Source organism: Geovibrio ferrireducens (assembly GCF_026226615.1).
GTDB classification, from domain to species: domain Bacteria; phylum Chrysiogenota; class Deferribacteres; order Deferribacterales; family Geovibrionaceae; genus Geovibrio; species Geovibrio ferrireducens.
On the sequence record NZ_JAJAPB010000002.1, the window covers coordinates 136932 to 159789 of the forward strand.

Annotated in this window: 21 protein-coding genes; 2 read left to right on the forward strand and 19 right to left on the reverse strand. The window is 48.5% G+C overall.

The features are described from left to right. Positions 1-7: 7 nt before the first annotated feature. The 8 genes from OSQ85_RS02665 to OSQ85_RS02700 form a co-directional block, all read right to left on the reverse strand. Complete coding sequence (locus OSQ85_RS02665) at positions 8-562, reverse strand: 4Fe-4S dicluster domain-containing protein (RefSeq protein WP_265821124.1); 555 nt, start codon at positions 560-562, stop codon at positions 8-10. Positions 563-575: 13 nt separating this feature from the next. Beyond that, a complete protein-coding gene (locus OSQ85_RS02670; RefSeq protein WP_265821125.1) occupies positions 576-2891 on the reverse strand; it encodes a molybdopterin-containing oxidoreductase family protein in 2316 nt (771 codons plus the stop codon). Positions 2892-3182: 291 nt separating this feature from the next. Further along, positions 3183-5186, reverse strand: a complete 2004-nt coding sequence (locus OSQ85_RS02675) for a DUF3373 domain-containing protein (protein WP_265821126.1) — start codon at positions 5184-5186, stop codon at positions 3183-3185. 128 nt (positions 5187-5314) lie between these two features. Next, positions 5315-5656, reverse strand: coding sequence for a cytochrome c (locus OSQ85_RS02680; RefSeq protein WP_265821127.1), 342 nt, complete (start codon positions 5654-5656; stop codon positions 5315-5317). Positions 5657-5703: 47 nt separating this feature from the next. Next, positions 5704-6387, reverse strand: coding sequence for a TorD/DmsD family molecular chaperone (locus OSQ85_RS02685; RefSeq protein ID WP_265821128.1), 684 nt, complete (start codon positions 6385-6387; stop codon positions 5704-5706). A gap of 422 nt (positions 6388-6809) precedes the next feature. Next, entirely contained in the window at positions 6810-8117 is a 1308-nt protein-coding gene (locus OSQ85_RS02690) for an NAD(P)/FAD-dependent oxidoreductase (RefSeq protein WP_265821129.1), read from the reverse strand. Further along, on the reverse strand, positions 8114-8698 hold the full coding sequence (locus OSQ85_RS02695; RefSeq protein ID WP_265821130.1) for a c-type cytochrome: 585 nt from the start codon (positions 8696-8698) through the stop codon (positions 8114-8116). Before OSQ85_RS02695 ends, OSQ85_RS02690 begins: the two co-directional genes overlap by 4 nt. A gap of 48 nt (positions 8699-8746) precedes the next feature. Continuing rightward, positions 8747-9250 carry a hypothetical protein gene (locus OSQ85_RS02700; protein WP_265821131.1) on the reverse strand — a complete coding sequence of 168 codons (504 nt, stop codon included), beginning with the start codon at positions 9248-9250 and terminating at the stop codon, positions 8747-8749. Positions 9251-9371: 121 nt separating this feature from the next. Between OSQ85_RS02700 and rpsT the strand changes: the two genes are divergently transcribed. Beyond that, complete coding sequence (gene rpsT / locus OSQ85_RS02705; RefSeq protein ID WP_265821132.1) at positions 9372-9635, forward strand: 30S ribosomal protein S20; 264 nt, start codon at positions 9372-9374, stop codon at positions 9633-9635. 65 nt (positions 9636-9700) lie between these two features. Here rpsT and ybaK read toward each other — a convergent pair whose 3' ends face one another. The 9 genes from ybaK to metF all read right to left on the reverse strand — a co-directional run bounded on the left by ybaK (position 9701) and on the right by metF (position 19801). Beyond that, positions 9701-10180: a Cys-tRNA(Pro) deacylase gene (ybaK, locus tag OSQ85_RS02710; protein WP_265821133.1), complete on the reverse strand. Its 480-nt coding sequence runs from the start codon at positions 10178-10180 to the stop codon at positions 9701-9703. Between the two features lie 151 nt (positions 10181-10331). Continuing rightward, complete coding sequence (meaB, locus tag OSQ85_RS02715) at positions 10332-11303, reverse strand: methylmalonyl Co-A mutase-associated GTPase MeaB (RefSeq protein ID WP_265821134.1); 972 nt, start codon at positions 11301-11303, stop codon at positions 10332-10334. Further along, positions 11303-13450, reverse strand: a complete 2148-nt coding sequence (scpA, locus tag OSQ85_RS02720) for a methylmalonyl-CoA mutase (RefSeq protein WP_265821135.1) — start codon at positions 13448-13450, stop codon at positions 11303-11305. Before scpA ends, meaB begins: the two co-directional genes overlap by 1 nt. Before the next feature lie 90 nt (positions 13451-13540). Further along, positions 13541-14059, reverse strand: a complete 519-nt coding sequence (locus tag OSQ85_RS02725) for an acetyl-CoA carboxylase biotin carboxyl carrier protein subunit (RefSeq protein ID WP_265821136.1) — start codon at positions 14057-14059, stop codon at positions 13541-13543. 10 nt (positions 14060-14069) lie between these two features. Beyond that, positions 14070-15590, reverse strand: a complete 1521-nt coding sequence (gene accC / locus OSQ85_RS02730) for an acetyl-CoA carboxylase biotin carboxylase subunit (RefSeq protein WP_265821137.1) — start codon at positions 15588-15590, stop codon at positions 14070-14072. A 12-nt stretch (positions 15591-15602) separates the two neighbouring features. Then, positions 15603-17147: an acyl-CoA carboxylase subunit beta gene (locus OSQ85_RS02735; RefSeq protein WP_265821138.1), complete on the reverse strand. Its 1545-nt coding sequence runs from the start codon at positions 17145-17147 to the stop codon at positions 15603-15605. A gap of 298 nt (positions 17148-17445) precedes the next feature. Then, positions 17446-18072, reverse strand: a complete 627-nt coding sequence (locus OSQ85_RS02740; protein ID WP_265821139.1) for a nucleoside phosphorylase-I family protein — start codon at positions 18070-18072, stop codon at positions 17446-17448. Beyond that, positions 18072-18953, reverse strand: a complete 882-nt coding sequence (locus OSQ85_RS02745) for a radical SAM protein (RefSeq protein ID WP_265821140.1) — start codon at positions 18951-18953, stop codon at positions 18072-18074. Before OSQ85_RS02745 ends, OSQ85_RS02740 begins: the two co-directional genes overlap by 1 nt. After that, entirely contained in the window at positions 18953-19801 is an 849-nt protein-coding gene (gene metF, locus OSQ85_RS02750) for a methylenetetrahydrofolate reductase [NAD(P)H] (protein ID WP_265821141.1), read from the reverse strand. Before metF ends, OSQ85_RS02745 begins: the two co-directional genes overlap by 1 nt. An 80-nt stretch (positions 19802-19881) precedes the next feature. Between metF and OSQ85_RS02755 the strand changes: the two genes are divergently transcribed. After that, positions 19882-20475 (forward strand): lytic transglycosylase domain-containing protein, encoded by a 594-nt coding sequence (locus OSQ85_RS02755; protein WP_265821142.1) that lies wholly within the window; start codon positions 19882-19884, stop codon positions 20473-20475. Here the strand turns inward: OSQ85_RS02755 and OSQ85_RS02760 are convergent. After that, positions 20472-21560: an iron-containing alcohol dehydrogenase gene (locus OSQ85_RS02760; protein ID WP_265821143.1), complete on the reverse strand. Its 1089-nt coding sequence runs from the start codon at positions 21558-21560 to the stop codon at positions 20472-20474. The two genes, OSQ85_RS02755 and OSQ85_RS02760, sit on opposite strands and share 4 nt — an antisense overlap. A gap of 3 nt (positions 21561-21563) precedes the next feature. Next, the gene (locus OSQ85_RS02765; RefSeq protein ID WP_265821144.1) at positions 21564-22661 is read right to left on the reverse strand and encodes an aminopeptidase; all 1098 of its coding nucleotides are present in this window, start codon (positions 22659-22661) and stop codon (positions 21564-21566) included. Positions 22662-22858: the final 197 nt, after the last annotated feature.

The following is a 22858-nucleotide window of genomic DNA, read 5'->3' on the forward strand; positions in this document are numbered from 1 at the left end:
ATCCCCCTTATTTTATATAGTGCAGCCGGGGTCTGGTATTCTTCTCCGGCTTAAGCTGATAAGAATGGTTACGCGCAAGCACTTTGCTTGCTTCACTTTCGGGATCGTTAAGATCACCGAAAACCCTTACCCTTGTGGGACATGTTTCCACACAGGCCGGTTCCCTGCCTTCGGGCTGACGCTGGTAGCAGAATGTGCATTTGTCTATGGCGTGAAGATGAACGTTCTCGTATCTCGCGTCATAGGGGCATGCGGTCATGCATGCTTTGCAGAGAATGCACTTATCATAGTCTATAAGCACAACACCTTCCGGCGATTTATAGGTTGCCTTGGTGGGGCAAACGCTTGCACAGGGTGTGTTCTCGCAGTGCTGACACTGTGAGGGCTGGTATTCCTGCGAGAGGTTCGGGTAAGTGCCCTTAAGCTCAAGCTCGCTGACCCATATTCTGTATTCGCTGTCACCGGGGTGGATCATATTCTCAAACTTGCAGGCAACGGTGCATGCCTTGCAGTTGAGGCATTTTCTGGCATCAAGAACAATGCCGAATTTTTTGGTAGCCATCTGCCGTTACCTCCTAAGCCTTGCTTACGGTTACAAAGGTTTCATGCATAGCTGCATTACCGGAAATGGGCTCTATGTAGTCCTCAAGAATTGCTGCCTGTGAGGCGCCCTTCTGATAAACAAGGCTCATCCCTTTTGAAACGCGGCCGAACCCATGTGCGTAGTAAACGCAGTCGGGGCGGATCTTCTCTGTAACTTCGGCTCTGAGCGTCTGTTCGCCCACTGAGCTTTTCACAACAACTCTGTCACCGTTTTTGATGCCGAGTCTGAAAGCCTCCTTGGTATTGATCCAGAGGGTATTTTCCTTCTGTATCTCCCAGAGGTATTCGTTGTTCTGTGTCCCGGTGTGGGTGTTCCAGCCGTGTCTGCCGAGGATAAAACGGAACTGACCGTTCTGGGGCTGTCTTGCTTTTCTGTAAACAGGAAGGGAATCAAGCCCTTTTTCGGGGTATTTCACGTTGGTGAATTCTATTTTCCCGCTTCTGGTTTTGAAGCGGAAGCCCTCTCCTGAGGCTGTGCCGTAAACGCCTTTATCGGTTTTGTAGATCACGCCCTCTTTAAGGAGCCTTTCATAACCGTTTTCATAGCCGCTGACCTGATACTTGATGTAATCCTGTATCGGGGCATGGAGAATAGCCTCAATGAAGTCTTCCTTGAAGTACTCAAGTTCTTCCTCGTCTGTATCATCCCAGAGCTCAGGAATTTTCAGCATCTCATCCACTATTCCCGCTGTTATCTCAAACATTGACTTGGTCTGGTAAACAGGCTCAATACACGCCTGACGGAAGGTAGCTATGGGCCAGATTCCCGCAAGACTGTGCACCACGTCCCATCTTTCCAGATAGGTGGATTCGGGAATAACCAGATCCGCGTAGTAGGCGGTGTCTGACATCTGAATATCTATCATGCAGATAAAGTCCATCATCTCCATCATTTTCAGGGTTTTCGCCCTGTTTGGAGCAGCTTCCACAAAGTTCTGCTTGTAGATCATCATCATTTTTACGGGATAAGGCTCACCCTTAAGGACAGCCTCGCGGAAGCGAATCCAGCTTCCGTCCTTCTCACCGAGGTACGCAACGGAATCAAGGGGAAGTCCCGCCTCTTTTCTGGCATCATCCGGGAGGTTGTTGTCAAACTCGCCGAAGGATTCCACATCGAGCCTTTCCTCAACCATATCGTAGAAAGGATACATGACATCAGGGGTCTTGAGGGGAACACCGGCTTTGGGAACTATGCCGCCCGGAACATCCCAGCAGCCGCAAAGGGCGGGGAGGATGGCACAGGCTCTACGGAAGGCAACGTCATCCACATACCACGATGTTCTCCTGCCGGGGTAAACCACGGAGCGGGGAGCATATTTTGCAAATTCGCGGGCGCACCAGCGAATCTCAGAGGCGGGAATTTCGCACTCCTTCTCTGCCCATTCCGGAGTATACTGCTGAACATGAGCCTTGAGTTCCTCAAAGCCTTCGGTCATATTCGCCACAAACTCTTTATTATAAAGCTCTTCGTTGATTATCACGTTTATCATGCCGAGCATGAAAGCCATGTCAGTGGCGGGCTTAACCGGATACCACTTATCAGCTTTCGCGGCAGTGTTTGTAAATCTGGGGTCCAGAACCACAAGCTGCTGACCTTTGGGCCTGTAGCGGAGGAAGTCCATAGAATCGGGTGTGACAATCGCTTCCGCCCTGTTGGCGCCGGGCATTATAACAAACATGGCATTAGCCAGATCCGCATCAGGATAAACTCCGTAAACAGATGACCAGCCCTGAATTGTGGATGAGAGACAGAGCGAAGGGTGACGCACGGTGTTGGTTGAGCCGTAGGTCTGTGCCAGCATATGGAAGCTGCCTTCCTGAAGCCCTTCTGAGGAGAAGAAGGCCACGGATGAGCGGTTTTCATATTTTGCCTTGGCCTCTGCGAGCTTCTGAGCGACGATCTGGAAAGCCTCTTCGTATGAGATTTTTCTCCATTTATTCTCGCCTCTTTCACCGTCCCTTACGAGCGGTGCTTTAAGCCTTTCGGGGTTGTAGGGTTCCTCCGCGCCTGCATTGCCTCTTGCGCAAAGCATTGAGCGGCTTTTAAAAAAATGGGGGTTGGGGTTAAGCTTTTTGATGCGCCCGTTAACCACGTGGGCATAAAACCCGCATTTGTTAACGCACATTTCACAGGATGAAGCGACGTGTTTTTCGCCCTTTTCCCCTGTCTGCGCATCACCGTGTCCGCTTTCCGCAACCGCCGTGAGGGATGAAAGATTCGCTGCCGCCACTGCCGCCGCGAATGCCCCTCCGGAAGCTGCAAGAAACTTCCTGCGACTGAGCTTCATATGAATGGACCTCCTGTTATATCACTAATCTAACCGACAAGTTCGTTTACTAACCGACTGTACACTGTATACAATATACACTTATATCTATATCTGTTTTCCCTAATATTCGCAAGTATAAATATTTAAAAATTATAACATCGTTAGAATACTATCTGTCTACTGGGAAAAGGCGCTAAATTCTCTATGACCAAAATCTTATGTGCGGACATGAAGCGGAACAAAGTTTGCAGCAAGGTCATTTATAAGCCTTAAAGCGGGAGCCCCGGAAAGAGCCCCCGCATAAAATTTTTAGAAACTGTAAGTAAAGGAGCCGTAGAATTTCTCAACCTTATCAACAACAGGCATCATAGCGTGAAGACCGTTTACGTCGTCAATCTTGGTGGGCGCACCCATGGGGTTGCCGCTGCCTGTGTATTCATAGTCGAAATACTGATAGCCGATTGTGGCGAACAGCTTGTTGTCAACTATGGGCTGATGGTAGTAAACCTCGTAAACCTTACCTCTCACTGCGAGTTTGCTGCCCACAATGTCATCCTCGCCCGCGGTGAAGTTTATCCAGTTTTTGCTTCCCTGGTTGTATTCAAACCCAAGCTTGCCGCCTGTTACGGGGAGTGCGGGAGTTGTCACGCCCACCCATACCATGTTGCCGTGCTTGCTGCTGTCTGAACCGAGAAGCTTGTCCTGATCCATAAACTGGAACATGGGGTTGTTTGACCTGCCGTCCGGGTGGGTCTGGCTGAGGTTGTATGAGGCAAACCAGTTAAAGCCGAAGTTCTCACCCTGAACAAGGAAGGCGTGCATTTCTATGTCGCCTATTTCCGCTGTGGGCTCAAACCTTGAGGCGTAGCCGCCGTAGTTGGGGTTAAACGAATATTCGTCGTACTGTCCGTCCATGTTGTAGTCTTTGCCGCTTATATAGAAGGGCATAGCTACCATTCCGGTGAAGCCGTCTGTCACGCCGAATCCTCTGGCGTAGTTGTACCAGACTTTGTACTGCTCATCGTCATAGAACTTGACAATGATTCCGCCGAACTCAACATCGTCCACATTAGGATTGGAAATGAGACCGTTGTTGGCAGAAAGAGCGTTTGCTGTACCCCACTGACCTTCAAATCCTTTGCCGTAGCAGAATTTTATGAAGGAGCCGGGAACCCATTCATCAAAGTCAAACTGGAGTGACGCGCCGTCGAAGTTCCACTGGATGATGGAAGCCACGGGAGAACCGCCGAGAACGGAGTTCTCATGGTTTTCATAACCGGGGCCGTAGGTGGAGGGGCGGCGTCCGAATGAGAAGTGGTAACCCACATCGCCTATATTGTTTTTGTAAACAAAGTAGGCTCTCTCAACATGTACAGAGTCATCCGTGGGAACAGCAGCGGAGTTGCCGTCAAGATACATGCTCTTGAATGTTCCGTCGAAGAACCTGATGTTGTTGGAATCGCCCCATGATTTATACATAACAAGCCTGCCCGCGAAGCTGAGGTTGTTGTTGACCTTGCTGTTGAGACGCAGACGGAGTTTGTTGGTGAACATAGAGCTGTTTTCGGCGCTGTACTTTCTGGGTTTTACACCCTTGAACATAGATTTCACTACCGCAGCCTCTGCAGAGGAGAGAGTGTTGTCGTTCATAAGGTAAGCAAAGGCCATCATGTTTGCCATCATCTGCGCCTGAGCCGCCTGAGCCGGGTCGTTCAGATCCAGACTGTTCATGGTGGCAACGGCTATAACAACGTCCTGATAATCCGTAACGCCGTTCATGTTGCCGTCTGCGAGGCCTGTCATGCCTGTAAACTCAATCATACCGTCTACCCAGTCGGTATTGCTGAAATTACCCATGCCGTCACTGCCGATAAGAGCACCGAAATTCATCTGGAATTCCTGCGCAACCGCTGAGGTTCCCATAAGCTCGCTGTAAAGAGCTCCGAATTCCTGCTGATAATTCTGCATGAAAGCATCGTTCCAGAAGTCGCCGTTTGTGTCCCATGCGGAACCGCCGGCACCGGAAACCAGTGTACCCTGAAGCCAGAGGCTCATCATGTCGTTGGCGTATGCGGGAAGCGCACGCACATCGTCATAGCTGATGGAGTCAAGCCTTGTCCTCAGTTCAACACCGAGAGTTGTTTTGTCAAGCGCCGTGTGACGTTCTGTCACGTCCACACGCTTGCTGATTGTGTCTATCTCCTGCTGGAGTGCGGTTATCTGGTTTTTGAGATCCTCAAGGGAAGGATCGGCCGCAAAAGCAAGAGAGACAGACATGAATACTGTTAAAAGCGCAACGAGAAGCTTATTCATAAACTGCCCCCATAAAAGGAATGAAAATTTATATAAACCGTGCCGAAGGGAGCACAGGTCTATACCTAAGTGCTTATGCACTTAAGGCAGGCATTGAAGGGAATGCCTGCCGTGCACATATATTTTCCTTAACCGCAGGTTTCAGGCTGATCGCTGTCCAGCGCGTGGTTTTTAAGATATTCGTACATATCTTCCCAGTCGCTGGGCTGAAGAGCTTCATGAGAAGCGCCTTTTGCCTTGTGAGCAGCATCAATCTTAGCGTGGTTGCCGTCAAAAAGGGCTTTCCACTGAGCCTGTGTTTTTGAAACGGGAGAAAGATCAGAAGCTTTGCTTCCGTCATGACATGCCGTGCGGCAGCTTTTCTTCCATGTTCTTTTACCTTTTCTTTCATTTCCCGCAGCAAAAGCGGTAGCAACCGCAAAAGCGAGAATCAGAGCCACTGTGAGAGCCATAACAGCTTTTCTTTTCATACTAGACCTCCAAAATTTAACGGGCTTTAACCCTTTAGTTTTTATTTTTATCCGAAGATAAGCTCTTCGAAAATCTGTTCTGCATCAGCAAGAAAGCCCTGAACAAGCCTTCCGGCGGTTTTGTAAAACTCCTGCTCTGCCTCCTCTGTCACCTTAGCGGCAAAAGAGCCTGCAAAAGCAGGGAAAAAATCCCTCATGATCTCAAGCAGGGTAAAAAAACTGCCGACACTGCATGAACCGGAACCGGCGGCTATCTTTTCTGTCAGCACGGAGCAGAACTCAAGCACAACACTGATATGATCCTCAAGCTCGGTCACTGGCGCACTCATAACGAAACCTTCCGCCTCCATAAGCTCTTTCAGGCGCATCATTTTATCGCCCCAGAGAAGCTTTTCCTCGCTGAGCCAGCAGGAAGCATAGGGATTGGCTTTCATGCCGCCGGGAGCGTTGATGAAAAGACGCACGTAGTCATATTCCATCTCACGCCTGTCAGTGAGCTCAAGGGTTCCGGCGGAATATTCATCAGCAAAAGACTGAAAATCAGAAATGTATTTCAGGAGAGTGTCGTATACAGGCGCATCCGGATACCTGTAAACAAGGGAAAGGAACATAAAAGCGGCGGAAAGGCTCACCAGACCGTCATTATCAGGGTTTGTGCCGGAGAGAACATCAGTGGCTCTCTCATAGTTATTTTCCGCAAAAGCGTTTTTCAGACCTGTCATTGAACTCATAATAAAAAACCTCAGGACTCAACTTTGATTAATCTATATTATCTATCTGATATTCACCATATTCTAAGATTGGAATATAGCTACTATACCTATGTATTAAAAAATGTAAAGAGTTTTTTGTATACAATATACATTTTAATTCATCTCATAAATTATAGTTACATAATATGTTTTCCTGATATTTAAAAGACTAATTCCGACATATGTTACTTTTTTGTTACGTAACTTATTTATCACTAAAGAGTTTAGCATGGCAATATTTTAGAAATAAAACATCAAAATAAGCTGTCTGAACAAAATCAATGTCAATTCATAGTAAAGTTGAATAATCAAAATATTGTGTTTTTTGAATCAATTTCTTTTTTACAGGATTCGGCAAAAAAAAACCGCCGCGGAATGCGGCGGCTCATTAATTCATTTTATCATGTCAGTATATCCGACCAGATACTCAGCGCCCAGTCATCCGCATGCTTCGCATAAAGCTCGGAGCGCGCAGGAGAAAGCCCGCCGCCTCTGCTGGTTATCAGCTTTGTGCTTTCATCATAGTCGTAAACACCGGAGATGAATATGGCTTCCCTGTCGTTAACCATGCTGTAGCAGGTATTCACAAGGTTAGGTTTCAGCGGCTCCCTGCCGTTCAGCTGGCTGACCACAGCAGCGGCGGCCACCTTACCCATGGAGTTGGCAACAAAACCGGACTTTGGCACAGGCCCCACAGTTCCCGCATGGGTGGAATCGCCGAGGACAAACACATCCTTAAGCGCCTGTGATTCCAGAGTAAACGAATTAACCTTAACCCAGCGTTCCGTTTCAGGCAGAAGCCCCGCTTTATATGCGAATAAACCTGCCTTCATGTCGGGAATTATATTCGCAACCCCGCCCCTGAAATCCCCATTGGTGGTTTTCACGGTTCTGCTCTTAACATCCACACCCTTCACAACTGTATCGGGGACATACTCTATCACATCCTTATAATAGTCATCCCACGCGGCGTGGAAAAGCTTGCCCTTGGAGGCTATATCCTCATTGCCGTCAATAACTATCAGCTTTGAGCCTTTCTTATTGTTCTTAAGATAAAAGGCTATCTGGCATGCCCTTTCGTAAGGTCCGGGCGGGCATCTGTACGGCGCAAGGGGTACAGTGAGAAGCACATTCTCACCGTTTTTAAGATTTACAAGCTGTTCACGGAGGAGGATAGTCTGTCTGCCAGCCTTGTAAGCATGGGGGAAAACATCCTCAGCCGATTTTGACCAGCCCTCAATCTTTTCATACATAAACTCAACACCGGGGGAAACGATAAGCTTGTCATACTCTATACGCCCTGCCGCGGTGTGAAGCTGCTTTGCGGCGGCATCAAGCCCAGTGGCCTCGGTCTTAATTATTTTTATGCCGTAGTTTTTTGACAGGCTGTCATAGGTGAAGGTGATCTCCTGAATAGTTCTCAGACCTGACAAAACAAGGTTGCTCATCGGGCAGGAGACAAAGTTGTCCAGCCTCTCCACAATAACAACCTCAATGGACGGATCGCACAGCTTAATGTACTTTGCCGCGGTCAGTCCGCCCCAGCCGCCGCCAAGCACAACAACCCTTTTGCCGGATTTAGGCAGGATGACCTGTTCCTGCTGTTTATTTATATTGAGGCTCAAACCGCCCGCACAGCCGGAAATGCCCGCAGCGGCTATCACTGCGGCGGAAGCCTTGACAAAGTCTCTTCTCGATAAACCGCTCATCTGTTCCTCCCCAGTTCTGTGAGATAGGAAACCATGGCATCTATCTCAACTTCGCTGACATCCTTAAGGAAAGCCATTTCGTCCGAGGGGATAAGCCCTGCCTTATACTTCATCAGCACATTTTTGAGGTAGCCGGGAACCTGACCTGCTATTGCGGGTGTTTCCCCCTCCCCTTTGCCGTTGTCAGTGTGACAGCCGAAGCAGGAGTAATCCTCAATGAGCCTGACAGTTGCGCCCATATTGTAGCTGTTTACCTTAACTCTGGAATCGACCCACTTTTTATCTGCCATCCATTCGGATATGGCGGCAAGCTGTTCCTCTGTGTAGCCGGAGGCCATCAGGGACATCTCCACACTGTGGGAGCGTTTCTTCTCTTTCAGTTCAAGGAGAACTTTTTTAAGATACTCGGCATTCTGCCCGCCGATAATGGGAATGAATGCGCCGGGCGAGGCTCCGTTTGTTCCGTGACACCCTGCGCACGTTTTCGCGGTTCTTTCCGCGGTGTCTCCTCCTGCTGCTGCCCACACACTGAGGCTTGAGAGCACAAGGATAGAGAGCAGATAAAGCGCTGACCTCTTCATTAATACCTCCGTTCTTCTTAAGGGAAGAAGACAGGTAACCGCCTGAGACTATTTCAGAAGTTTGGTGAATGAGCTCCCGTCGGCATATCCGTAAACATCAGCCGAACGGACAGCCACCACACCTGCAACACCTGCTTCGCCTTCAAGAATTTCCACCAGAGAATCGCGTGACATCTTCATCACCGGTTCGCCAGCTAAACTACGGTTCCCATACAATGATACACCTTTATTTGCATAAGCCAAATTCTTTGTGAGAGTAAAATTGTCCACTTTTGTATTTATCGAGGTCAAAGTCTCTCTGTAAGCCACGAAGAGATCTATTATCTGCTTGTATTTTTCTTCTATTGCTGCGTTTCTGCGGTTTATTATCTCTATATTCTGCTTCACCTCATCAAACTGAACAGTGAGTTCGCCCAGACGTTTTGAGTTCTCCGTTTCACCGCCGGAGGAGAACCCGGCAAGGATTGTCTGCCCTGTTTCAACCTTCGGCTCCTTGGCTCCACATGCGGCTAAAAGTGTTGATATACAAATAACATAAGTAAGTTTTCTCATATAAAGACGCTCCGTGACACAAAATATTTTAAAATACGGCCTTTAATAATGCTCAAACCCCTTGACTAAAGAGGTTTCTTTTGATATACATCACCTCTTACAAAAATACTAGAGGTGAAAAGTGGCCCACACACTTTGTGCTAACAAAAGAATCAGACAGGACAGAAAAAAAGCTCTGGCTAACAAAGCTTATAAATCCAAAATGAGAACTGCCGTTAAAAAATTCCTTTCGGCTGTTTCAAGCGGAGATAAAACTGCGGCGGCAGAAGCTTTTAAAAGCGCTGAAGTTACAATAAGAAAAGTCACAACTAAAGGCGTTATTCACAAAAATCAGGCTTCCAGAAGAGTTTCCAGACTCGCTGTCCGTCTTAACGCGATGGGGTAGTTTTCAGATAATATATACCCCGGCTATCATCAGATGTCGGGGTTGTTGTCTGATTTCTTCTCTCCCTACTCAATCCCTACGTTTACTTTAACAGGCTTAAGCACTCTTTCCATATCCTTGGGATCAATAATAACCAAGAACCCTCTTTTTCCCCCGTTTATCAATATTTTATCAAGCTCGAATATACTTTCCTCAGCATAAACGGGCATCTGTTTCTTTGTGCCGAACGGGGACGTTCCGCCGACCATGTAGCCGGTGTGTTTGTTCGCGGTGTTCGGATCGCAGGGATGGAGTGTCTTTGCCCCTATGAATCTGGCAAGGTTTTTCAGGGAAATTTCCCTGTCTCCGTGCATCAGGACAACCATTGGCTTCCTGTTTTCATCTTCCACAATAATGGTTTTCACCACTATGTGCTCCTCGACTCCAAGCTCCTTTGCGGACTGAGCAGTGCCGCCCTTTTCAACATATTTATAAAGATGCCCCTCAAAGGGAACCTTTGCCGCTCTCAAAACGCGTATCGCCGGGGTAACGGGTAAATCAGACATTATGCGCCTCTCCAAACTGAAATAATTAACAATATAGCAGATTTTAAAGACTATGACAAAAAAACTTATGATTGCCGCGCAGCGGTTTGGTTTTTGAGGAGGTTCGGGGGAACTTTTGCCTAAAAGTTCTCCTTTCTAGGCTGAAATTATATCAATACTTCCTGAAAGCATCCAGAAGGCGGCGTGAGGCGGCGGAGGGGGCGGTTATCCCCTTGGCTACAGCCTCCTGCACCTGCGGGAAGATGCCTTTTACGTTTTTGTTACTGAGAAAGAGGGTTTTGAGGTCGTCCATCAGCAGGCTCCACATCCAGTCCACAGACTGGCTGCGGCGTTTTTCCTCAAACTCGCCGGATTTTTCCATAGCCTCACGGAAGCTCATCAGCATTGTGCGTACGTCCTCCATCCCTTCGTGTTTAAGGGCGCTCACTGTGAGCACCGGAACCGACCAGTTCCGGCTTTTTGGGCGGAGGATATGCAGAGCGGTAATGTACTGTGATTTTGCGAGTTCCGTCTTGTTTCGGTCGATGTCCGCCTTATTGATCACCACAGCGTCCGCAAGTTCCATTACACCTTTTTTGATCCCCTGAAGCTCATCCCCCGCTGTTGCCAGCTGGAGCAGCATGAAGAAGTCCACCATCGATGCCACAGCAGTTTCCGACTGTCCCACACCTACGGTTTCGACTATGACTATATCATACCCTGCCGCCTCGCAGAGGAGCATTGTCTCCCTTGTGCGTCTGGCGACTCCGCCAAGTGTATCTCCGGCGGGTGAAGGGCGAATGAATGCGTTAGGATCGCGGGAGAGCTCCTCCATTCGCGTTTTATCGCCGAGGATGCTTCCGCCTGTTATCTGGGAGGAAGGGTCAACGGCAAGCACCGCCACTTTGTGCCCCAAAGAGGTGAGATGCCTGCCGAAAGATTCGATGAACGTGCTTTTACCCACACCGGGAACACCCGTGATCCCTATCCGGAGAGACCTGCCGGAATGCGGCAGGAGCCTGTCCAGAAGCCCGGCCGCCTTTTCGGCGTGTTCGGGCTTGCGGCTTTCGATCAGGGTTATCCCTTTGCCGATAGCCCTGATGCTGCCGTTTAAAATCTGCTGTGTGAGTAAGTCCAAATCCATTATGAGACTTTCTTTTTCCTTATGGCTTCCAGAGTTTCTCTGGCTGATTTTGTTATGGGCGTACCGGGGCCGAATATGCAGGACGCTCCGGCGGCATACAGCGCGTCATAATCCTGACGGGGGATAACCCCTCCGCAGACAATGACAACATCATCAGCGCCGAGCTTGCGAAGCTCTTCTGCGAGGTGAGGCACAAGGGTTTTGTGCCCTGCCGCAAGGCTTGACACACCAATGGCGTGAACATCGTTCTCCACTGCCATTTTTGCCGTTTCAGCAGGTGTCTGGAACAGAGGCCCCACATCCACATCAAAACCGGCATCAGCAAAGGCCGTGGCAACAACCTTCGCGCCTCTGTCGTGTCCGTCCTGCCCCATTTTGGCGATGAGGATTCTGGGTCTGCGCCCTTCCTCTTCGCTGAATGAGTCTATATCTTTTTTGATTTGCGCAAAATCTTCACTTTCTTCAAACACTTTGCCGTATACTCCGGATACAAGCTTAATCTCCGCCTTGTGCCTGCCGAAAACCTTTTCCATCGCGTCTGACATTTCGCCCACTGAGGCACGTTTTCTGGCGGCATTCACACATGCCTCAAGGAGGTTGCCCTGTCCGGTTTCCGCTACCCTTGTTATCTTCTCAAGGGCTGCGCGGCACTCCGCCTCGTTACGCTCCGCACGGAGCTTATGAAGGCGTTTTATCTGAGCTTCGCGCACCGCAGTGTTGTCAATATCAAGCACGTCAATGGGATTTTCCTTAGTGAGCCTGTACTTATTCACACCGACTATGACATCATCGCCTATATCGATCCTTGCCTGTTTTCTCGCGGCGGACTCCTCGATCTTAAGCTTAGGCATACCGGACTCGATAGCCTTGGTCATGCCGCCGAGGGTATCTATCTCTTTTATGAGCTTACGCGCCTCGCTGATCAGCGATGCAGTCAGTGATTCAACATAATACGAACCGCCCAGAGGGTCAACCACATTGCATATGCCCGTCTCCTCCTGAATAACAAGCTGAGTGTTTCTGGCTATGCGGGCTGAGTGGTCGGTGGGGAGAGCTATTGCCTCATCCAGTGCGTTGGTGTGCAGAGACTGGGTTCCGCCCAGAACAGCGGCCATGGCCTCTATTGTGGTTCTTATGACGTTATTATACGGATCCTGCTCCGTTAGGCTCCAGCCGGATGTCTGACAGTGGGTGCGCAGAGCGGATGAGAGTGCGTTTTTCGGGCTGAACTGGCTCATAAGCTCCGCCCAGAGGAATCTGGCTGCGCGGAGTTTGGATATTTCCATGAAGAAGTTCATGCCTATGGCGAAGAAGAACGAAAGCCTCGGCGCGAACTGATCCACCTCAAGCCCTTTAGCGATAGCGGCTTTCACATACTCAACACCGTCAGCGAGGGTGAAGGCGAGTTCCTGAACATTGTTCGCTCCGGCCTCCTGAATGTGGTAGCCGCTGATGGAGATTGAGTTGAACTTCGGCATGTATTTGCTGGTGTACTCGATGATGTCCGAAATGATGTTCATGGACGGTTCAGGCGGATAGATGTAGGTGTTGCGCACCATGAACTCTTTGAGAATGTCATTCTGGATTGTGCCTGAGAGCTTATCCTGAGTTACGCCCTGCTCCTCGGCGGCGATTATGTAAAGCGCCATTATGGGCAGAACCGCTCCGTTCATTGTCATGGAAACCGAAACATCCGCAAGGGGGATGTCCTTGAACAGAATCTCCATATCCAGAATGGAGTCGATGGCAACCCCTGCCTTGCCCACATCACCCACCACTCTGGGATGGTCAGAGTCGTAGCCTCTGTGAGTGGCGAGATCGAATGCAACGGAAAGCCCCTGCTGCCCCGCAGCGAGGTTGCGGCGGTAAAAAGCATTTGACTCCTCCGCAGTGGAAAAGCCTGCATACTGGCGCACAGTCCACGGGCGTCCGGCATACATAGTGGCCTTCGGACCCCGCATAAATGGGGCAAAGCCGGGAATTGTATTTATATTTTCGAGTTTTTCAAGATCTTCAAGCGTGTACAGCGGTTTTACTCTTATGCCTTCCGGAGTGTCCCACATGAGGGATGAAACGTCTTCCTTCTTGATCTCCTTGGCGGCGAGCTTTTCCCAGTCCTGTAGGGTCTTTTTATCAAAACCTGCCATGTTGTTTTCTCCGTTTAAAAAAGCGATGGGAGAACCGTTCCCGGCTCTCCCTTCAACTATATCATTACAAGTTTAAATTTTAAACTCCGCCTATTCCACAACCGCGAGCTTATCTCCGGCTGCAACAGTCTGATCCGGCTTAACGAAAAGCTCCTGAACCACTCCGTCCTTAGGTGCTTTGATCTCGTTTTCCATCTTCATTGCAACGAGGATCATAAGCGGCTGCCCTGCCTTGACTTCCTGCTCAGGCTCCACAAGAACCTTCCAGATCATTCCGGGCATCTGCGCCTCTATAACCTGACGGCCTTCAAGCCCTGCCGATGTGCGGAGCTTCATGAGACGCTTCATCTCATCCAGAACCTCAACATCAAAATGGTCGCCGCCCATGAGAACAGAGAAGTTGTCTCCTTTTTCGGTTATGTCTATATCGTAAGAGCGTCCGTCAATAATGATCGAGTACAGATTGTCGCCCATGCGCGCGAAGTCAACCGTGCTTGTTTTGCCGTCAATACTGACGGTAAACACATTCGAGGTTTCCTCCACAATGTCTATGGTGTATTCCTGCTCGCCTTTATCAACCGTTGCGAAGTACTGTCTTTTAGTTATCATTATCCACCCCTTATCCGAGCCTGTTTCCGAGGCTTGTCAGCCTTCCGAAGCGTTTCCAGTTGCTTTCGCCCACATCCCTTCTGGTGACGGAGCGCTGGGCTGAGATCTTCTCACTCAGAAGCTGCTTGATAGCAGCAGCGATGAGCGCAACAGAGGGATCCTTCTGTTCTTTACGCTGAAGATCTTCCATGTCGAACTTAGAATCGATGAAGCCGGTGTCATAGTTGCCCGCAAGGAAAGTTTCGTTCTTAAGCACACGCTGGTGGAACGGTATGGATGTTTTAATGCCCGATACCTTGTATTCTGTGAGTATCCTTTTCATGGCTATGATAGCGCTCTCTCTTGTTTTGCCGAAGGAGCACACTTTAGCTATCATAGGGTCATAGTAAAGGGGAACTTCGTAGCCAGCGAAGGCTCCGCTTTCCACCCTTACGTTCGGACCGCCCGGAGTTTCGTACACGGTGATGAGCCCCGGTGAGGGAGCAAAGTTGTTGCTGGGATCTTCTGCGTAAATCCTGCACTCAATAGCGTGTCCGTTCCTGACTATCTCTTCCTGCTTGTAGGTGAGGGTTTTCCCTTCGGCAACCTTGATCATTTCGGTCACTATATCGACCCCTGTGATCATCTCCGTTATGGGGTGCTCAACCTGAAGCCTTGTGTTCATTTCAAGGAAATAGAAGTTCTGATCCTCACCGACGATGAACTCCATGGTTCCTGCGCTGTAATAGCCGATAGCCTTAACAGCCTTCACCGCAACATCATACATCTTCGCCCTTGTGGCATCGTTTATGAAGGGTGACGGAGCCTCTTCTATGACCTTCTGGTGGCGGCGCTGGATTGAGCATTCACGCTCAAAGAGGTGAAGCGCATTGCCGTGCTTATCGCCCAGAACCTGTATCTCAACATGGTGCGGGCCTATGATGAACTTCTCAATGTACATATCCCCGTTGCCGAAGGCGTTTGCAGCCTCGGAGGAGGCCATACGGAAAGATGACTCGAAGTCTTCCTCACTCTTAACAAGCCTCATCCCTTTTCCGCCGCCGCCGTGAACGGCTTTCAGCATTATGGGATAACCGACTTCGCGTGCGGTTTTCTTTGCCTCTTCAACATCGCGTATGGCGTTCTTGGTTCCGGGAACAACAGGCACGCCCGCCTCAACCATTGCGTTTCTTGCGCCGGTTTTGGAGCCCATGAGCTTGATGTGCTCGGCGGAGGGGCCTATGAAGATTATACCTTCCTCTTCAAGACGCTGAACAAACGTGGGGTTCTCAGAGTAAAACCCGTAGCCGGGGTGAATTGCCGCACCGGCCTGCTTTGCGATTTCGATTATTTTATCAGCTTTCAGGTAACTGGTATCATTATCAGCCTCAGAAATGCAGTAAGCCTCGTCAGCATACCTTACGTGGGGGGCTGTTCTGTCTGCGTTGGTGTAAATGGCAACGGTTTTTATGCCCAGCCTGCGGCAGGTTCTGAAAACCCTTATGGCTATTTCGCCTCTGTTGGCGACAAGTATCTTTTTAATATCAGGCATTTTGTCCTCCTCTTAAAGCGGCAGATTGTCGTGCTTCTTGGGCGGGTTAGACTGCCTTTTGTTCGCAAGAAGCTCAAAAGCCTGAATTATTTTCGGTCTGGTCAGTTCGGGCAGAATTATTTCATCTATGAAGCCCAGTTCCGCAGCCCTGTAAGGGTTGGCAAAGGTTTCCCTGTACTCGTCAACCTTCTGTTTCTGCAGGGCGGCGGGGTCACTGGCACTGGTGATCTCTTTTTTATAGAGAATCTGCGCCGCGCCGTCCGGCCCCATAACTGCTATTTCCGCTGTGGGGAAGGCATAGTTAATATCGCCTCTTACATGCTTGGAACTGAGAACGTCATATGCGCCGCCGTAAGCCTTTCTGGTGATTACAGTAACTTTCGGCACAGTTGATTCGCAGTAAGCGTAAAGGAGTTTTGCGCCGTGGCGGATGATTCCGCCGTATTCCTGCGCCACGCCGGGCATGAAGCCGGGCACATCCACAAGGGTAAGCAGAGGAATGTTGAAAGCATCGCAGAAACGGACGAACCTTGCCGCTTTGACTGATGAGTCGATGTCAAGAGCACCGGCCATAATCGCAGGCTGGTTGGCAACTATGCCCACTGTCCTGCCGTTGAGGCGGCAGAAGCCTATGATGATGTTTTTCGCAAAATGCTCCTGTATTTCAAAGAAGTTGCCGTCATCCACAATTTTCTGGATGAGTTCATGCATGTCGTAAGGTTTGTTGGCATCAACAGGTATTATATCGTGAATTGAAATTTCGGTTCTGTTGGGGTCGTCCTTAGTGGGGACGATAGGTGCTTCCTCCATGTTGTTGGAGGGGATGAAGCTGAAAAGCTCTCTGATTTTAAGAAGACAATCCTCATCATTCTCAGTGGCGAAGTGAGCAACCCCGCTTTTTGAGTTGTGGGTCATTGCTCCGCCAAGCTGCTCTTTTGTCACATCCTCACTGGTAACGGTTTTAACAACCTCAGGACCGGTGATGAACATGTAGCTTGTGTCCTTAACCATGAAGGTGAAGTCCGTAAGTGCGGGAGAGTAAACCGCGCCGCCTGCGCAGGGCCCCATGATAGCGCTTATCTGGGGAACAACACCTGAGGAAAGGGTGTTTCTGAGGAAAATGTCGGCATAACCGGCAAGGGACATAACACCTTCGTGAATCCTTGCGCCGCCTGAGTCGTTAAGACCGATGACGGGGCAGCCGAGTTCGATGGCTTTGTCCATGATTTTGCAGATTTTTTTGGCGAACATTTCGGAAAGAGAACCACCGAGAACAGTAAAATCCTGAGAGAAAACAAAGACAGTTCTTCCGTTGATCTTTCCATAACCTGTAACAACACCGTCGCCGAAGACTTTGCTCTTTTCCATGCCGAAGTTGGTGCATCTGTGAACCACGAACTTATCAAGCTCAACGAAAGTACCTTTATCAAGGAGTTTATCGATCCTTTCGCGGGCGCTGAGCTTGCCCTGCTCGTGCTGTTTCTTGATCCTGTCCAGGCCGCCTCCCAGTTCTGCAATACTGTTAAGCTCCTGGAACTTTTTGATTTTCTCTTTCATGAAAGTCCCCCATTTTTTTCTTATATGGCTCAAATATAAAAACATAATTTATTATAAGTGTCAACTGGCAATATAAGTTTTCATAATATAATCAAACACTTTTTCTTTGTTTATATACCAGTTATTTATGGAAACCGATCATTCATAACGTCATTATGAAAGAGGATAAGTTAAACTGTTATTATGGTTTTTAACACCGGAAAACAGCGATATTTTCCATAATCTGAAATGGTTTGCAGACTTTTTAAAATAGCACAAGAGTTATTGTTTATCAGGTTTTTAGAACTTAAGGACTGTTTTAGAATGTACTTTGAAAAAAGGAAGCTAAAGAACGGAAAGCGGACTTAATATCCCATTCCTGATTTATTCTTTCACCGCAATAGTTTGAAACACTTCTTGCCTGCATGACCTTCACACCGCAGCGCAGAGCGGACAAGCCCACCGGAGCACCCTCCATATTCTCCACTACTGCATTTGTTTTATTATAATAGATATTTGCAAGCAGATCACACGAACTGAGAAGTGACACAGTATTGGATTCGGCATTGCTCAGAGAAGGTATTTTTTCAAATTTAGTAAAATTATTCTCACATACCGGAAAGCCCTCCTCACCAAGAAGCCTTATTTCAGAGTCTATTAACAATGCCTCATCCGCAAACCAGTCTTTAACTACGCTCACAATATCCCCCGTTTTCAGCCCGCTCTGCCTGTAGGCGCCGCATATTCCCGCCAGAATAGCCTCTTCGGGATGTATTTCAGAGAAAATTAAGGCAGAGGCGAAGGCAGCATTAGTTTTGCTCACCCCTGTGACAAAAACACGCATCCCGCGCCACTCGCCGCATGGAATGCCGTATTTCCATTCATTAAGAGTGATTTTGCCCAATGAGCCGTATAGTTCGTTCACCGTGGGAAAAAGCAGAATCATTAAAACTCCTCATAAAAATCAGGGTATTTATCAAGCATACCGCGTGTACGGAGGAATTTCTCTGTTTCATCAACTCTTGCAAGAAGTTTTCCCTTATCCCTCGGCAGAACGCCTTCAAGGGGTACAAAGTTTGACACATGGTTGGAGCGGAAAATCATTGCGCCTTCATTAATACCGGAAACGAAACGCCTGATTTCATCAATAAGATCACCTATGCGCGGTTTTTCTATGCTGTCAAAATAGTCGCGTCTGCGTCTCAGGAAAAGTGTCAGGAGCGACACATATTTAGGCTTCGCAGCGTTCAGCCATGCCGTAGTTTCTTCCATATGCTGACGGCTGAGTATTCTTCCGCCGCCGCCAAGAATAACCATGACCGAAAAATCGATCCCCTGCTCTTTAATTAACTGAACCTTAGGGAGAAGTTTGTCCGCTTTCATCCCTTTATTCATCAGTTCCAGCACTCTGTTGTCAGCGCTCTCTAGACCGAAATAAAGAAGCCTGAGCCCTTTCTCCCTGAGAAGTTTCCATTCCGCAGCGCTCTTTTTCATCAGAGCCTGCGGGCCTGCGTAGCTGCTTATTCTTCGTAAGGAAGGGAATTTTACAGTGAGAGCATCCAGAATCACAGCCAGTTCAGCGGTGGGGTAAATCACTCCGTCACCGTCTGCAAGAAAAACCCGGTGAACATGGCGGGAGTAAGATTCGGGTATTCTGTTAATCTCTGAGAGAACATCATCCAAAGGCTTTATGCGGAAAGGCTTATCAATATACATGCCGCAGAAGGCGCACTTGTTGTATGAGCAGCCTTCCGTTATCTGAAATATAAGGGAGTCCACCTCGCTGGGCGGCCTGTAGAGGGGTTCGGTATGATGGGGCATGTTCATTAAAACAGCCTCTTGAGAACCTCTTCCGTTGCGCCGGAGCGGTTTAGGGTATAGAAGTGGATGCCCCTCACACCGTTTTTCCAGAGGCATTCGCACTGTTTAACAGCATAGTCCACACCTAGGGAGAACATATCCTCATCGCTTTTCCCCTCCATAGCACTGACAATTGAGGAGGGAACCTCAACACCGCACATCTGGGTAAAACGGATGACCTGTGATATATTGGTGATAGGCATAACACCTGCAATTACCGGGATGGTTATCCCTGCCTTTTCACACTTTTCGATGAACCTGTAGAAGTAGTCATTCACAAAAAACAGCTGGGTTATTGCAAAATCTGCACCAAGATCCTGTTTAAGCTTAAGATGTTCCAGCTCCTTATCCAGATTTCTTGTCTGCACATGCCCTTCGGGGTAGCATGCCACGCCGACGCTATAATCCCCGCTTTTTTTCAGGAATTTAACCAGATCTGATGCGTACTCGAACTCCTTGCTTATCTCATCCGGGTTCATATCCTGCGGAACATCGCCCCTGAGAGCCAGAATATTCTTAACGCCTATTGAGTTAAGCTCGGATGTGACAGACTGTATCACCTCACCCGTTGCGGCTATGCATGTGAGGTGCATCATAACCTCAAGACCGTAATCCACACGGGTTCTGCGTATCCATTCCACAGTTTTTTCAGTGGTGCTCCCCCCTGCACCGTAAGTTACGGAAACAAAATCGGGGTTGTATTTTTTTAACTGAGAAATTGTATCAAAAAGAACTGATTCCGCCTCCTCTTTTTTTGGGGGGAAAAATTCGAAAGATATTGTGCGTTTTGAATTTATTATATCAATAATTTTCATGGGACTTCTCCGGATGTTTAATGAAAAATAACCGCAGAATGCGTTGACTGCAAGAAATATTTATGAAATAGTCATTACAGATGAAGCTTATCTCTATTTATAAAAAAATCCTGCTGGCGTTTATCCTCTATGTCTTCCTGCTGAATACATGCACATTTCTGACCACCCTTAACCCCAAAGCGTTTCTAAACCCTTTTCATATAAAGACAAGAACAATCAGCGTGTATCATCTTGTCCGTCATGTCGTGCTGGTTTCGGGTGTGGCTTTCAGAGAAATACCCAGAGAGCTGATAAACGAAAAAGCTGAACATTATTCCGATAAATACGGGGTAGACCCTGACCTTGTTAAAATAGTGATCGATGTGGAATCAAAGTACAATAAGTTTGCAATATCCAGAACCGGAGCTATGGGGCTTATGCAGCTTATGCCTATAACCTTCGGCGATATGGGCGGGCAGGATCCGTTTGATATGGACACAAACCTTGAAGCGGGGATAAAGTACCTCTCCATCCAGCTAAGAAGGTTCAATAATACAGAACTGGCTCTTTCCGCATACAATGCAGGGCCTTACACTGTTTCATCCAGAGGCAACAGAGTGCCCGATTTCGGGGAGACGCAGCGGTACGTCAAAAAAATAATGTACCGCTACAGTCAGGTTGCAGGGCAGGACTAAACCAGTTTCCTCACCACATAGTCAGCATCCGCCTCAAACGGGGTGGACTTCATATTCGGTTTACCCAAAGCATAAGCGGCCATCACAGACTTTTCCTCCATACTGAGAACGCTGCTGAGAGACTCAGCACCAAGCCTTTCCAGCCAGAAATCCAGATCAAAGCCATGCTTCTCAAACAGTGACGGAATAACACCGAACTTCTGCACGCCTTTTTCACGGAGCATTTCCATAAAACACGGAATCAGCATTGCGTTTGCTGTACCGTGATGGATTTTCTTATTGTTTGTCAGGTAATAACCCAGACTGTGCAGGAGGGTGGTTCCCGTATGCAGAATCACAGTGCCCGCAAGGGACGAAGCATACATAAAATTAGCCAGCGCACGGTCGTCCTTGAGATCTTCCGCCGCCGAAAGAGTTGCCAGAATGAGCTCCATTGAAGTCATGGCGCACATATCGCTGAAAGGGTTTGCACGGAGGGAGATAAGCCCCTCCATTGAGTGTGTGAACGCATCAAACACAGTGGCAAGGAGTGTGCGCTCATTCAGGGTTTTCAGCAGTCCGGGATCAAGCACAGCCCATTTTGGGAACATGCATGGCTTGGTGAAATTTATTTTATCGGTCTTCTCGGCATCGGTAATGATGGAATAAGCGTTCATCTCACTGCCTGTGCCGCATGTGGTGGGTACGGCAAGCACGGGCAAGGGTTTGTTGGGCATATCTTTTTTTGCCAGAAGCTCATAGAAGCTGTCGTTATTTGCAGCAAACACCGCTATCGACTTCGCAGCATCCAGAGGGCTTCCGCCCCCCACTGCTATCACAGCCTCGCATCTGGCGCTGCGCATGAATGTGCCGCCGCGTATTATCGTATTTATGGACGGGTTTTCCTCCACCTCTGAAAAAAAGTGAAGCTGCTTACCCGCAAGCTCAGCCTCAAGAAACGCCCTCATCCCTGTGGCATCAAGGGAAGTCCGCCCTGAAACTATGCCTATGGTTCTGAATGGCGCCATCAGTTCTTTGATTTTTTCTATGCTGCCGAAGCCGAAAAAAGCCTCCACAGGGCTGTGGAACGAAAATATATAGCTCATGGCTTACATACCCGTAAATTTTCCGTTTTCAAAAACAAGCCTTCCGTCCAGATAAGCCTTTCCGTCTTCCATAGCCTTTATCATGTCCCAGTGAATGCCGGATTTGTTTTTCCCGCCCGCTTCGGGGTATGAGGCTCCGACAGCCATATGGATTGTGCGGCCTATTTTTTCATCAAACAGGATGTTTTTTGTGGGTTTGGTGATGGATTCGTTAAGACCGAAGGCTATCTCGCCTATGAAGCGCGAACCTTCGTCTGTTTCAAGAACAGACTGGAGAAAGTCGTTCCCTTTTTCGGCGTGAGCCTCCATGATTTTGCCTTTTTCAATTTTGAGGGTTATTCCGCCCGCTTCCACACCCATGTAAGATGTGGGTACGTCAAAGTATATGGAACCGTTTACTCCGTCCTCCACGGGGCTGGTGAAAACCTCTCCGTCCGGCATGTTGTGGTGTCCGTTGCAGTTAATCCATTTGCGGCCGTCAACATTGAATGTGATGTCTGTCTTGTTTCCCACTATGCGGAGCTCCTTAGTTCCGTTGAGGAGGCCTGTTATTTTCTGCTGATATTCATCAACGGATCTCCACGCGGCTACCGGGTCGTCCTCGTGCAGTCTGCATGCGCGGTAAACAAACTCAGTGTACTCATCCAGAGACATTTCCGCATCCTGCGCCATCGCTGCGGTGGGATAAGGGCAGAGCGACCAGCGGAACTCACCTTTCTGTTCCCTGTCCATAAGCACCTCACGCACTTTTGCGTATGATTTGGCGTATGCGGCTATCTTCGACTTATCAGCCCCAGTAAGCTGCTTTGTGTTGTCAGTGGCATCGATGTATATTGATGCGGTTACATTGTGAGTATCAGCCCACACACTCTGCGGTATGAACTCAAGCTGGTCTTTTTCCGCATGTTTGTAAAAAACAGACTGCTGACCGGAAAATGCCAGACGCAGAACAGGATAAGCTCCGGTTTCAAGGGTTTTTGCATATATTTCCTTTATAAGAGGCTCACTCACCGTTTCCGCACGGATGAGAAGTATATCCCCTTTTCTTAAGGACAGGCTGTATTCGCATATAAGTTTGGCTAATTTCTTTTCAAGACTCATTGTAAGCTCCCCGTAGTTTTTCTTCTGACATAACATAATCCATTTTGTTTAATAAAAAAAGGGAAGGCTGAAAGACAGGTGCAGTCGTACATGCTTTATTAAAAAGAAATGGATCTGTTTTTGAGGGGACTGGTTTAATCATGCCTATCAAAATCCCCCTCTGCTCCCCCTTTGCAAAGGGGGAAGTTATTGCTGAT